General features: G+C 71.7%; 12 protein-coding genes. 7 read left to right on the top strand and 5 right to left on the bottom strand.

All coding sequences use genetic code 11. The annotated features are described in order from the left end of the window. Positions 1-117: 117 nt before the first annotated feature. The 5 genes from ACZ6YG_RS08810 to ACZ6YG_RS08790 form a co-directional block, all read right to left on the bottom strand. Positions 118-819 (bottom strand): ComEA family DNA-binding protein, encoded by a 702-nt coding sequence (locus ACZ6YG_RS08810; RefSeq protein WP_261808759.1) that lies wholly within the window; start codon positions 817-819, stop codon positions 118-120. A 384-nt stretch (positions 820-1,203) separates the two neighbouring features. Continuing rightward, positions 1,204-2,013: a DegV family protein gene (locus ACZ6YG_RS08805; RefSeq protein WP_466017592.1), complete on the bottom strand. Its 810-nt coding sequence runs from the start codon at positions 2,011-2,013 to the stop codon at positions 1,204-1,206. A 13-nt stretch (positions 2,014-2,026) separates the two neighbouring features. Beyond that, a complete protein-coding gene (hutI, locus tag ACZ6YG_RS08800) occupies positions 2,027-3,235 on the bottom strand; it encodes an imidazolonepropionase (protein ID WP_148033512.1) in 1,209 nt (402 codons plus the stop codon). A 404-nt stretch (positions 3,236-3,639) separates the two neighbouring features. Continuing rightward, positions 3,640-5,052, bottom strand: coding sequence for a GTPase HflX (gene hflX / locus ACZ6YG_RS08795; RefSeq protein WP_148033513.1), 1,413 nt, complete (start codon positions 5,050-5,052; stop codon positions 3,640-3,642). 83 nt (positions 5,053-5,135) lie between these two features. Beyond that, complete coding sequence (locus ACZ6YG_RS08790; RefSeq protein WP_148033514.1) at positions 5,136-5,840, bottom strand: DUF4097 family beta strand repeat-containing protein; 705 nt, start codon at positions 5,838-5,840, stop codon at positions 5,136-5,138. A 147-nt stretch (positions 5,841-5,987) separates the two neighbouring features. Here ACZ6YG_RS08790 and aceB point away from each other — a divergent pair, with 147 nt between their 5' ends. From aceB to ACZ6YG_RS08755, 7 genes are all read left to right on the top strand, one after another. Beyond that, positions 5,988-7,565: a malate synthase A gene (gene aceB, locus ACZ6YG_RS08785; RefSeq protein ID WP_466017591.1), complete on the top strand. Its 1,578-nt coding sequence runs from the start codon at positions 5,988-5,990 to the stop codon at positions 7,563-7,565. 50 nt (positions 7,566-7,615) lie between these two features. Then, positions 7,616-9,055 carry an FAD-linked oxidase C-terminal domain-containing protein gene (locus tag ACZ6YG_RS08780; RefSeq protein ID WP_466017590.1) on the top strand — a complete coding sequence of 480 codons (1,440 nt, stop codon included), beginning with the start codon at positions 7,616-7,618 and terminating at the stop codon, positions 9,053-9,055. Continuing rightward, a complete protein-coding gene (locus ACZ6YG_RS08775; protein ID WP_466017589.1) occupies positions 9,055-10,275 on the top strand; it encodes an FAD-binding oxidoreductase in 1,221 nt (406 codons plus the stop codon). Before ACZ6YG_RS08780 ends, ACZ6YG_RS08775 begins: the two co-directional genes overlap by 1 nt. Next, positions 10,275-11,477 carry a (Fe-S)-binding protein gene (locus tag ACZ6YG_RS08770; protein ID WP_466017588.1) on the top strand — a complete coding sequence of 401 codons (1,203 nt, stop codon included), beginning with the start codon at positions 10,275-10,277 and terminating at the stop codon, positions 11,475-11,477. Before ACZ6YG_RS08775 ends, ACZ6YG_RS08770 begins: the two co-directional genes overlap by 1 nt. 2 nt (positions 11,478-11,479) lie before the next feature. Further along, positions 11,480-12,220: an IclR family transcriptional regulator gene (locus ACZ6YG_RS08765; protein ID WP_148034838.1), complete on the top strand. Its 741-nt coding sequence runs from the start codon at positions 11,480-11,482 to the stop codon at positions 12,218-12,220. Between the two features lie 71 nt (positions 12,221-12,291). Then, positions 12,292-13,029 (top strand): IclR family transcriptional regulator, encoded by a 738-nt coding sequence (locus ACZ6YG_RS08760; RefSeq protein ID WP_187281325.1) that lies wholly within the window; start codon positions 12,292-12,294, stop codon positions 13,027-13,029. Positions 13,030-13,032: 3 nt separating this feature from the next. After that, a complete protein-coding gene (locus tag ACZ6YG_RS08755; protein ID WP_219544141.1) occupies positions 13,033-13,245 on the top strand; it encodes a DUF2277 domain-containing protein in 213 nt (70 codons plus the stop codon). Positions 13,246-13,261 lie beyond the last annotated feature (16 nt).

Below are 13,261 nucleotides of genomic sequence, written 5' to 3'. Positions count from 1 at the left end.
CGCTGAATGCGGGCCTGCTGCCTTCGCCGCCCTCCGCTCTGCCGCTGCCGGGTGCGGCGTCGACACGATCGTTGGGGGTCTGGGTGGTGGTGGCTGAGGGACGGATCGGGATCGGCATCAGATGCGGACCTTCGGCTTGATCTCCTCGAACCGCCGGGTACCGATGCCGCTGACCTCGCGAAGTTGGTCGACGCTGGTGAAGCCGCCGTGGCTGGTGCGGAAGTCGACGATGCGGGAGGCCAGGACCTCGCCCACGCCGGGGAGTTGTTCGAGCTGGTCCAGGGTGGCGGCGTTGAGGTCGATGACGGCGGCTTCGGGTGCGGCGGCGGAGCCCGGCTCAGCCGCTGGGGCGCCGACCATGATCTGCTCACCGTCGACGAGGCGTCTGGCCAGGTTGAGAGTGCCCAGAGGGGCGCCTCGGCGGATGCCTCCGGCGGCGGTGATCGCGTCCTGCACGCGGGAGCCGGTAGGCAGGGGGTAGACGCCCGGCTCACGGACTTTTCCGGCGACGTGGACGGTCACCTTGGTCGTCGGGGTGGTGGCGGGCGTCGCGCTGGCAAGCGGAGCCGGGTCAGGCAAGGGCTCGGGGACGGGCTGGGCGCGCCAGAGGAGGAAACCCGCCACCAGGACCGCCGCGGCGCCGAGGGCCAGCAGGACACGCACGCCGGGCCGACCGGGGTCCAGGGCGGGAGCGGCGGCCCGGAATGCCTGGAAGGACTCGGGCACCCCGGCGGAGAACGGGGCACCCTCGGAACCGGTGAGAGAACGGAGCCGGGACTCGGCGATGGTCCGCTCGGACGTCGAATCTTGGGCGCGCACGGCCGGAAAGGTACGGGGCAGCCCGGTGCCCGACACGTCCCGAACGAGGTTCTGTGGACAACGACGCCTTGTTCACAGGCCCTACGGCGAGCCCAGCGAACGAAGACACCCGGTACGGCAGCCGACCGAGGGGTTCCCGAAAGGCCGCGTCCGGGACATCAAGCTAGGGACGGCACCGGAGCCCCGGGGTCACGAAAAGCAGCACCCAAGACGACAGGCTGGGCGCGGTACCAGCGCCCCAGGCTCCTAAAAAGGCGCGCTCGAGACGTCAAGCTAGGCACAGCGCCAACCCCCCGTGTTCCCGAAAAGCCTTGGACCCCCGGTCCCGCGCGAACCTCCCCGTCGCGACAGGCCCTCCCCAGCCACCGCCGCGACCACCAGCGGCTACGACGTCGGAGAGATCGTGATGCCCAGCATGCCCGGCCCCACGTGGACCCCGATCACCGCGCCCACCTCCACCACCCGGATCCCCGCCGGCCCGCGCACCCGCTTGGCCAGGTTGGCGGCGAGGGACTCGGCGCGGTCCGGGGCGGCCAGGTGCTGGACGGCGATCTCGACCGGCTCGTCGCCCGCCTCCTCCACCGCCAGGTCCTCCAGGCGCGTGAGGGCGCGGGCCGAGGTGCGGACCTTCTCCAGCAGGGCGATGCGCCCGTCCGTCAGGTGCAGCAGAGGCTTGATCATGAGGGCCGAGCCCAGCAGCGAGGCCGCCGCGCCGATCCGGCCGCCACGGCGCATGTGGTCCAGCGTGTCGACGTAGAAGAAGGTCCGCGTGCGGGCGGCGCACCGGGTGGCCGCAGCCGCCACCGAGTCCAGGGACTCCCCCGCCTCGGCGGCGCGGGCCGCCGCCAGGACGGGGAAGCCGACGCCCATCCCGATCGAGCGGCTGTCCACGACCGTAACCGGCAGCGGCGCCTCGCGTGCCGCCGTCCTGGCCGCATCCACCGTGCCGGACAGGTCTCCCGACAGGTGGATGGACACGGCGCTCGCCGCGCCTCGCGCGGCGAGCGCGGCGTAGCAGGACGCGAAGCGCTCCGGCGCGGGCCGCGAAGTGGTTGCTGTGGCGAAATTTCCGACGAACTCTGGCTCATCCCAGGACTGATCACCGGAAATCACCTGTACGGGTACAACAGCGACACCCGGCACCTCAGGCAAGTAAGCGGTGGAATCCGTGACTACGGCGACAGCGGGCGGCATACCCCGACTTTAACTACTGAACCGGAGTCCCACCCCGCCAGACGCGGCGCGGCTTGAGGCCGAAGGACCAGGCGAAGGCGCCCTCGTGGTCGGCGTCCCACTGGACGATGTCGGCGAGGCGTCCCGGCTGCAGCACCCCTCGGTCGGGAGCGCCGAGGACGGTCGCGCCGCCCAGCGTCGCCGCGCGCAGCGCGTCGTTGACGCTCATCCCGAACGCCGACACGGCCATCGCGATGACCAGCGACATCGAGGTGATGCCGCAGTAGCCGGGGTTGTGGTCGCTGCCGAGCGCGATCTGCACGCCGTGCTTGATCATCTGGCGGACCGGCGGCAGGTGGCCGCGCTGGAGGGCGGTGGCGGGGCAGACGACGGCGGGCACCCCGTAGCGGGACATGATCGCGATGTCCTCTTCGGACATGTGGTGCAGGCCGTCGGCGGAGGCGCAGCCGAGCTCGGCGGCGAGCTGCACGGCGCCGCGGCGGCTGAAGAGGCCGGCGTGGATGCGCGGCAGCAGGCCGACGTTGCGGCCCGAGGCGAGCACCCAGCGGGACTCCTCGGTGGTGAAGTGGCCCTCGTCGCAGTAGACGTCGACGCTGTCGGCGCCGGCCGCGGCCGCGTCGGCGCACCAGGCGCCCACGGCCTCGACGTATTCGCGCTGGCGGCCGAAGTATTCGGGAGGCACGACGTGCGCCGCGAGGAAGGTGACGTGCACCCGCGGCATCATCGGCTCCTTCTCCAGCTCGCGCAGGAGCCGCACGTCGGCCAGCTCGCCGTCGCGGGTGAGGTGGTAGCCGGTCTTGGCCTCGACGGTGGTGGTGCCGTTGAGCAGCCAGCCGCGCAGCCGCTCGCGCACGCCGTTGCAGAGCGTCCACGGGTCGGTGCCGCGCGTCACGGTGACGGTCGAGCCCACGCCGCCGCCCGCGGCGGTGATCGACGCGGAGGTCGAGCCGCCGGTGCGGATGGCCAGCTCGGCGTAGCGGTTGCCGGCGTAGACGGGGTGGGTGTGGGCGTCGATGAGGCCTGGGGTGACGAGCGCGCCGCTCAGGTTTTCGACGTGGTCGACGTCGACGATGTCGTCGACGACGCCGGGGACGCTCTGCGGCAGGTCAGGCGCCCGGCCGACCCACGCGATGCGGTCGTTGTGCACGAGGATGGCGGCGTTGCTGAGGACCTCGTTGCCGGTCCACAGGCGGCCGATGTTGGTCAGCAACCGAACGGTCACCGCATCACCGCCCCACGCGGGAGCAGCACGCAGCGCACGGCCTCCGCCGCGCCCACTGAGTCCGCTCCGGGTCCGGACGACATGGGGGTCTCCTGCTCTCATCCGCAATGCTGTAGCGGTGACCGTATCGCCGGACTCATGATCCGGCGATTTCAGTTCAGTTACGTTATTTCACAAGCGGGCTTGCTGTACAGGGTTATCCGGAAGAAAGCCCACTCATCCCAGACGCCACACCCTCAACCACAGGCCCCCGCGTGCTCCATCGTGCGCAGCAGCCGTCATCCCTTAACCCGTGTCATTAAGCCGAAAGGCTCGGCTAATCCTAGCAATCCCAGCGTTGCGGGACCACTGCCGCGTTTGGGCAGCCCTGGCCACTTTGTGACCAGAGCTGCCCTCGCGTGCCGTTAAGAGACTCGTTCGACCGGCTTGCCTACGCGCATCAGCTCCTGGTAGAGGCTCGGCAGCACGCGGGCGTGCAGGATGGTGCCCTCCTCGACGTGGTCCACCGAGAGCACCTCGCCCTCCTTGTGGGCCCGCGAGATCAGGTCGCCCCGGTCGTACGGGACGAGCAGCGCGACCTCGTGGTCGAGCCGCGGCAGGCTGCGCTCGATGAGGGCCAGCAGCTCGGGGATGCCGGCGCCGGTGCGGGCGGACACCACGACGCTGTCGCGCTCGCGTCGCGTCAGGCGGTCGAGCACCTCCTGGTCGGCCGCGTCGGCCTTGTTGATCACCACGATCTCCGGCAGGTCGGACGCGCCCTCGATGGTCCCGAAGACCTCGCGCACGGCGGCGAGCTGGCCCTCGGGGTCGGGGTGCGAGCCGTCGACCACGTGGAGGATCAGGTCGGCGTCGCCGACCTCCTCCAGCGTCGACCGGAACGCCTCGACGAGCTGGGTCGGCAGGTGGCGGACGAACCCGACGGTGTCGGCGATCGTGAACAGCCTGCCCTCGGGCGTGCGCGAGCGGCGCACGGTCGGGTCGAGGGTGGCGAACAGCGCGTCCTCCACCAGCACGCCCGCTCCGGTGATCCGGTTGAGCAGCGAGGACTTGCCCGCGTTGGTGTAGCCGGCGATGGCGACCGCGGGCACCTCGCGCTGCTGGCGGCGCTGGCGCATGGTGTCGCGGGAGGTGGACATGCCCTTGATCTGGCGGCGCAGCTTGGACATCCGCTCGCGGATGCGGCGGCGGTCCAGCTCGATCTTGGTCTCACCGGGGCCGCGGCCGCCGATGCCGATGCCGCCGGCCGCCCGGCCGCCGACCTGGCGGGACAGGTTGCCGCCCCAGCCGCGCAGGCGCGGCAGGAGGTACTGGAGCTGGGCGAGCTCGACCTGGGCCTTGCCCTCCCGGCTCTTCGCGTGCTGGGCGAAGATGTCGAGGATCAGCGCCGTACGGTCGATCACCTTCACCTTGACGATGTCTTCGAGCTGGCGGAGCTGGCCAGGGCTCAGCTCGCCGTCGCAGATCACCGTGTCGGCGCCGGTCGACTCGACCACGTCACGCAGCTCCAGCGCCTTGCCGGAGCCGATGTAGGTGGAGGGGTCGGCGAACTTGCGGCGCTGGATCAGGCCTTCGAGGACCTGGGAACCCGCGGTCTCGGCCAGGAGCTTCAGCTCCTGGAGCGAGTTCTCCGCGTCCTCGACCGTGCCCGAGGTCCAGACCCCGACCAGGACGACCCGCTCGAGTCGCAGCTGCCGGTACTCGACCTCGGAAATGTCTTGAAGTTCAGTGGAGAGGCCTGCGACGCGCCGTAGCGCCTGGCGCTCCTCGAGGTCCATCTCGCCGGTCTCGTACTCTTCGATCGCGGGGTTTTCGTGCATTCGTGTCATCTCTAATAGGAAACGTCTGGACACCTCGGTGTCTTCCCCGATCGTGGCACGACATCCTCACCGCCAACACCTGATTATTGCGGCAACACGCTGACGTCGCCCGATCCGGCGCTGACCTTGATCTTGCGAGGCGCGTTCTGCTCGTCGCGGACCGAGACCGTGGCGTCGCCGCTGCCGACGTCGGTGCTCACGTCGTAGCCCTCGTCGGGGACGCGCAGGATGACGCTCCCCGAGCCCGTCTCCACCTCGGCGCTGTCCGGCGCGGCCGCGTACTCGAGCTCGATGTCGCCCGAGCCCAGCTCGGCGACGACCGTCTTGCCCGTCAGGCCGGAGGCGTCGACCGTGCCGGAGCCGGAGCTCACGGTGAGCGGCCCCGACAGCGCCCTGAGCGTGATGTCGCCGGAGCCGGCCTCGGTGGTGACCTGGAGGCCCTTCGGCACCTCGATCTTGTAGTTGACGCCGCAGTTGCCGGCGACCAGCCTCGGGCAGTCGTACTTGATCACAAGCGTGTCGCCGTTGACCGTGTGCTCGGTCGTCGGCTTCTCGCCGCGCCACTGGATGGTCTCGTCGACCTTCACCGTGCGGCGGTCGGTCTCGGTGATCTCGGTGTCGCCGGAGCCGTTGTGCACCTCCAGCTTCGTGACCTTCTCCGCGACCTCGTACGACACGGAGTCCTGCTCGGTGGGCCCGGCGATGCCCGTCAGGCCGCATCCCGTCAGACCGCCGGTCAGCAACGCGGCCGAGGCCAGGAGGCCACCCGCGATCACAAGTCTCTTCATGCCCCCGATCCTTCCGCGCGTGGCACCCCCACGCATCGGGGATGCCCCCGAAGGCACCCCCGGCTTTGACCCTCGGAACCCGGATGGCGTAGCTTCCCTTCCATAATCCAGAAGCAGTTTTCCACGAAGCGGAAAGAGATCGCAACCATGGAGATCACCGGCCCGATGCTCGACCGGTTCGACGAGGTCCTCACGCCCGAGGCGCTCTCGTTCCTGACGACACTGCAGCGGGAGTTCGGCGGCAGGCGGCTGGAGCTGCTGGAGGCCCGCCAGGCCAGGCAGCGGGAGCTGGCGGCGGGCGGCACGCTCGACTTCCTGCCGGAGACCAAGGGGATCAGGGAGGGCGACTGGCGGGTCGCGCCGCCCGCGCCCGGCCTGGAGGACCGGCGGGTCGAGATCACCGGGCCGGTCGACCGCAAGATGACCATCAACGCCCTCAACTCGGGTGCCAAGGTGTGGCTGGCCGACTTCGAGGACGCCAACTCCCCGCTCTGGGAGAACTGCGTGCTCGGCCAGCTCAACCTGCGCGAGGCGCTCGACCGTACGATCGACTTCGAGTCCGGCGGCAAGGCCTACGCGCTCCGTCCCGACGAGGAGCTGGCCACGATCGTGGTGCGGCCGCGCGGCTGGCACCTGGACGAGAAGCACGCGCTGGTCGACGGCGACCCGGTGTCGGCGTCGCTGTTCGACTTCGGCCTCTACTTCTTCCACTGCGCGAAGCGGCAGCTCGACAGGGGCAGCGGCCCTTACTTCTACCTGCCGAAGATGGAGTCCCACCTGGAGGCGCGGCTGTGGAACGACGTGTTCACCCGCGCCCAGGAGCTGCTGGGCGTCCCGCACGGCACGATCAGGGCGACCGTGCTCATCGAGACCTACCCTGCCGCGTTCGAGATGGAGGAGATCCTCTACGAGCTGCGCGACCACTCGGCGGGGCTCAACGCGGGCCGCTGGGACTACCTGTTCAGCGTGATCAAGAGCTTCCGCACCCGGGGCCGCGAGTTCCTGCTGCCCGAGCGCAACGCGGTGACGATGACCGCCCCGTTCATGCGCGCGTACACCGAGCTGCTGGTGCGCACCTGCCACAAGCGGGGCGCGCACGCGATCGGCGGCATGGCGGCGTTCATCCCGTCGCGGCGTGACCCGGAGGTCAACGCGGTCGCGCTGGAGAAGGTCCGCGCCGACAAGACGCGCGAGTCGGGCGACGGCTTCGACGGCTCCTGGGTGGCGCACCCCGACCTGGTGCCGATCTGCCGCGAGGTCTTCGACGGCGTGCTCGGCGACCGCCCCAACCAGCTCGACCGGCTGCGTGAGGACGTCACCGTCACGGCCGCCGACCTGCTGGCCGTCTCCGAGACGCCGGGCGACATCACCGAGGCGGGGCTGCGCAACAACGTGGACGTGGCGCTGCGCTACCTGGCCGCGTGGATGGGCGGGCTGGGCGCGGTGGCGATCCACAACCTGATGGAGGACGCGGCCACGGCCGAGATCTCCCGCTCCCAGATCTGGCAGTGGATCCACAACGACATCACCCTCGCCGACACCGGGGCCCAGGTCACCAAGGAGCTGGTCGAGCGGATCATCGGCGAGGAGCTGGAGAAGATCGCGGCCGAGCCGGGTTACGACGAGAAGCTGTTCGGGCAGGCGACGGAGCTGTTCAAGGAGGTCGCCCTGGACGACGACTTCGCCGATTTCCTGACGCTTCCGGCATACGCCCGAATGCCGTAGATGCCGCCATATATTTGCACTATAGGGAGGCCGAGTTCGCTGGAGGCGCCATGCTGGACACGCTGACGGCGGCGCTGCGCGAGGTGCTGCCCGCCGACGCGGTGATAACCGACCCCGTCCGGCTGCGTACCTACGAGTGTGACGGTCTCACCTATCACCGGGCCACGCCGGGCGTGGTCGTGCTCCCCGACACCGCCGAGCAGGTGGCGTCCGTGGTCAGGCTGTGCAACGAGTTCGCGGTGCCCTTCGTGGCCCGCGGCTCGGGCACGGGCCTGTCGGGCGGCGCGCTGCCCCGCGAGGACGGGGTGCTCGTCGTCACCTCCAGGATGCGCCGCGTCCTGGAGGTCGACCTGCCGAACCGCCGGGCGGTCGTCGAGCCGGGGGTCACCAACCTGGCGATCACCGAGGCGGTGCGCGACCGGGGCTACTACTACGCGCCCGACCCGTCCAGCCAGCAGATCTGCTCGATCGGCGGCAACGTGGCGGAGAACTCCGGCGGCGCCCACTGCCTCAAGTACGGCTTCACCGTCAACCACGTCGAGGCCTGCGAGATCGTCACCCCCGACGGTGACCTGGTGACGCTGGACCGGATGGACCCCGGCTACGACCTGCTGGGCGCGTTCATCGGCTCGGAGGGCACCCTCGGCATCGCCACGAAGATCACGGTACGGCTGAGCCGCGCGCCCGAGTCGGTCACCACCGTGCTGGCCGCCTTCGAGAACATCGAGCAGGGCGGCAGGGCGGTGTCGGCCATCATCGGGGCCGGCATCGTGCCCGCGGCGATCGAGATGATGGACGCGCTGGCCATCGAGGCCGCCGAGGCGGCGGTGGCCTGCGACTACCCGCGTGGCGCGGGCGCCGTGCTGATCGTCGAGCTGGACGGCCCGTCGGCGGAGGTCGAGCTCCAGTTCGCGCGGCTCAAGGAGATCTGCGCGGGCGCGTTCGAGCTGCGGGTGGCGGCGGGCCAGGAGGAGCGGGCGGCGATCTGGAAGGGCCGCAAGTCGGCGTTCGCCGCCGTCGGCCGGATCAGCCCGGCCTACATCGTGCAGGACGGCGTGGTGCCGCGCACCGCGCTGCCGCGCGTGCTGGCCGAGATCGACCGGCTGTCGGCCGAGCACCGCATCAGGGTGGCGAACGTGTTCCACGCCGGCGACGGCAACCTGCACCCGCTGGTGCTGTTCGACGACGCCGAGCCGGGCGCCGGCGAGCGCGCGGAGACGGTGTCGGGCGCGATCCTGGACCTGTGCATCGAACACGGCGGCTCCATCACCGGCGAGCACGGGGTGGGCGTCGACAAGGCGAGATACATGCCGCGCATGTTCACCGACGACGACCTCGACACCATGCAGCTCGTACGGTGCGCGTTCGACCCCCGGGGCCTGTCGAACCCCGGCAAGGTGTTCCCCACGCCGCGGCTGTGCGGTGAGGTGCCCGGGGTGCGCAAGGGCGTGCACCCGCTGGTGGAGTCCGGGAAGGCGGAGCAGTTCTGATGCTCTCAGAGGATCTGACCGGGGTGACGGTCAGGGAGGCCGGGCCGGAAGACGCCGTGTGCGGGGTGACGCCGCGCTGGGTGGCGCTGCCCGAGACGGTCGAGGAGGTGTCGGCCCTGATGCGCGCCTGCGCGGACCGCGACCTCGCGGTCGTGCCCGCCGGCGGCGGCACCAAGCTGCACTGGGGCCCGCCGCCGGAGCGGCTGGACGTGCTGCTCGACCTGTGCTGCATGAACGAGATCGTCGAGCACGCGGCCGGCGATCTGGTGGTGCGCGCCCAGGCCGGAGTGACCATGGACGCGCTCGCGGCGGCGCTCGCCGGCAGCGGCCAGGAGCTCGCTCTCGACGTTCCGTTCACCGAAGGCACCACGATCGGTGGTACGCTCGCCGCCGCGGTCGCGGGGCCGCGCGCCTTCCGCTATGGCACGGCCCGCGACCTGCTTATCGGCATCACCGTCGTGCTGCCCGACGGCACCGTCGCGCGCTCGGGCGGCAAGGTCGTCAAGAACGTCGCCGGTTATGACCTGGGCAAACTGTTCACCGGCTCGTTCGGCACGCTGGGTGTGATCGCCGAGGCCACCTTCCGGCTCCACCCGCTGCCCGCCGACCGGCGCTGGATCGTGGCGGTGATCGAACCTCCCCAGGTGTCGGAGCGCGGGCCGTGCCAGGTGAGCGAGCTGGCCGCGATGCTGGCCGCCGCCCAGGAGGAGCCGAGCGCCGTCGAGCTCGACTGGCCGCACGGGCAGGGGCCGATCTGGATGACCGTGCTCGTCGAGGGCGCGGCGGCGGAGGAGCGGGCCTGGGCGCTGGCGGAGCGGATGGGCGAGCCGGTGACCGGGGTGCGCGACGAGCCGCCGCCGCAGTGGGGGCTGATCGCCGACGACGACCTGCTGGCCGAGGTGCGCTTCCCGCCGGCCGCGCTGACCGAGGTGCTCGACGCGGTGCACTACAGCGGCTTCTCGCTGCGCGGGTCCGCGGTGACCGGCCGGATCTGGCTGGAGCTGTGGGGCGAGGAGGACGAGGAGAAGGTCTCCGGCGCGGTGGACGCGCTGCGCGACCGGCTGGAGCCCTGCGGGGCCCGGCTCGTCGTGCACGCGACCCCGTACGAGAGCGTCCAGCGGTGGGGGCGCGTCGGCGCGCTGCCGCTGATGCGGCGGGTGAAGGAACGGTTCGACCCGGGGCGAAGGATGTATCCCGGCCGGTTCGTGGGAGGCATCTGATGGACCCCGACCTGATCGGCGACTGCGTGCACTGCGGGTTCTGCCTGCCGACGTGCCCCACGTACGTGCTGTGGGGCGAGGAGATGGACTCCCCGCGCGGCCGCATCCACCTGATGAAGCAGCACGTGGAGGGCACTCCGGTGACGCCGGAGATGGCCGGCCACTTCGACGCCTGCCTGGGGTGCATGGCGTGCGTGACCGCCTGCCCTTCCGGGGTCCGCTACGACCGGCTGATCGAGCAGACCAGGGCCGAGGTGGAGCGGGCGCACGAGCGCGACCCCCAGGAACGGGCGGTGCGCGGCCTGGTGTTCGGGCTGTTCCCGTATCCGCGCAGGCTGCGGCTGACGCGGCCCGGCACGGGGCTGGTCCGGCGGCTGGCGCCGTTCCTGGAACGGGCGCATCCGAGCCTGGGCGCGATGGCGGCGCTGGCGCCCGAGGTGCGGCGGCGGCAGCGGCTGCCCCGGCTGGTGCGGGCCAGAGGTCCGCGGCGGGCCGTGGTCGGCATGCTGACCGGGTGCGTGCAGGGCGAGTTCTTCCCGCAGGTCAACGCGGCCACCGCGCGGGTGCTCGCGCTGGAGGGCTGCGACGTGCTGATCCCCGCGGGGCAGGGCTGCTGCGGCGCGCTGAGCGTGCACGCCGGGCGCGAGGACCAGGCCAGGCGGCTGGCCCGCCGCACGGTCCGCGCCTTCCGCAGGGCGGGCGTCGAGGTCGTGGTGGTCAACGCCGCCGGGTGCGGCTCGTCCATGAAGGAGTACGGGGAGCTGCTCGGCGAGGAGCCGGGCTTCCGGGTGATGGACCTGTCGGAGTTCCTGGTCGAGCTGGGCCCGGTGGCCGAGCGGCGCCCGCTGCCTCTGACCGTGGCCTACCACGACGCGTGTCACCTGGCGCACGCCCAGGGCGTCCGGTCGCAGCCGCGCGAGCTGCTGCGCGGCATCCCTGGGCTGGAGCTGCGCGAGGTGCCCGACTCGGCGATCTGCTGCGGCTCGGCCGGCACCTACAACATCTTCCAGCCCGAGGCGGCCCGCGACCTCGGCGACCTCAAGGCCAAGGCCGTCGGCTCCACCGGGGCCGGGCTGCTGGTGTCGGCCAACCCCGGCTGCACCATGCAGATCGCCGCCGCGATGCGCCGCCAGGGAGCGGAGATCAAGGTGGCGCACACCGCCGAGGTGCTGGACGCGTCGCTGCGCGGGGTCTCCCTGTGAGCGTGCAGTCGGTCGAGCGGGCGCTCGACGTGCTGGAGGCGCTGGCCGAGCAGGGTGGCGAGGCGAGCCTGTCGGAGATCGCCGCCCGCACCGGGCTGCCGTACGGGACCATCCACCGGCTGCTGCAGACCCTGCTGTCGCGCGGCTACGTGCGTCAGGAGTCCGACCGCCGCTACGCGCTGGGCGGCGGGCTGGTGCGGCTCGGCGGCGTGGCCGAGGGCATGGTCGGCGTGTGGGCGCAACCGCACCTGACGCGGATGGTGGAGCTGTCGGGCGAGACGGCCAACCTGGCGGTGCTCGAAGGCGACTTCATCGTCTACGTGGCGCAGGTGCCGTCGCCGCGCAGGCTGCGGATGTTCGCCGAGGTCGGCAGGAGGGTGCTGCCGCACAGCACGGCGGTGGGCAAGGTGCTGCTGGCGTGGCGGGCCGCCCACGACGCGGTCACGCTGCTGGAGCGCACCGGCATGCCGCGGCGGACGCCCAACACGATCACCGCTACCGGCCCCATGCTGGCCGAGTTCGACGTGGTGCGCGACCGCGGCTACGCGCTCGACCTGGGTGAGGAGGAGCTGGGCGTGCACTGCCTGGCCGTGCCGGTGCGCGACGGCGACCGGGTGGTGGCGGCCATGTCGGTGTCGGGCCCGGCCGAGCGGATCGACGCCCTGGACCGCGACGAGCTGGCCCGCGGCATGCTGAAGATCGCCGACGCGTTCGGCGCGGAGCTGAGCCCGGCCGCCGGATAGCGCCATGGAAGCCCTGTTTTCGTCAGGGTGACGACGACTCTCGGCGCTCGGACGGACTAAGCTGTTGCGCTATGAGCAACAGCTCCGTGCAATCCGTCGACCGCGCCATCGCCATCCTGGAGATCCTGGCCCGCGAGGGCGCCACCCGCGTGACGGACCTCGCCTCGGAGCTGGAGGTGCACAAATCCACCGCGTCCCGGCTGCTCGGCGCCCTGGAGCAGGGCGGGCTGGTGGAGCAGACCGGTGACCGGGGCCGCTACCGGCTCGGCGTCGGCGTGGTCCGGCTCGCCGGGGCCGCCACCGCCCAGCTCGACCTGGCCAGGGAGAGCAGGCCGGTCTGCATGCGGCTGGCCGAGGAGGTCGGCGAGACCGTCAACATCGCGGTGGCCCGCGACGGCGACGTGGTCAACATCAGCCAGGTGCGCGGCCCGTCCGCGATCAGCGGGCAGAGCTGGGCCGGCGCCCGCACTCCCCCGCACGCCACCTCCAGCGGCAAGGTGCTGCTGGCGTTCGGCGCGCTGGCCGTGCCGGACGAGCTGCGCCGGTTCACCCCGCTGACCATCACCGACCGGCGGCAGCTCGGGCTGGAGGAGATCGTCCGGCGCGGCTGGGCGGCCGCGGTGGAGGAGCTGGAGCCGGGGCTCAACGCGGTCGCGGCGCCGGTCAGGAACATCGACGGCGCGGTCGTGGCCGCCGTGAGCGCGTCCGGGCCGTCCTTCCGCCTGACCCCGCAGCGGCTGCCTGAGGTGGGCGAGTCCGTGGCCGAGGGCGCGCGGGAGATAAGCCGGCGGCTCGGCTATTACGGTTGAAGCATGTGCCGAAGCATCAAGACCCTGCGCCCCCCGTACACCGAGGACGTCACCGAGGACGACGTGCGGGCGGCGGCGCTGCAGTACGTCAGGAAGATCTCCGGCTTCCGCGCCCCGGCCCCGCACAACGCCGAGGCGTTCGACCGCGCGGTCGAGACGATCACCCGGGCCTCCGAGGAGCTGCTGAGCTCGCTGCGAGTTCGCGGATCCCGTTGACACGCCCGCCCGTCGG

This window comes from Nonomuraea sp. NPDC054003, assembly GCF_055585125.1.
Note: the sequence above shows the minus strand (reverse complement) of the source record. Positions and strands in the feature narration are given on the sequence as shown.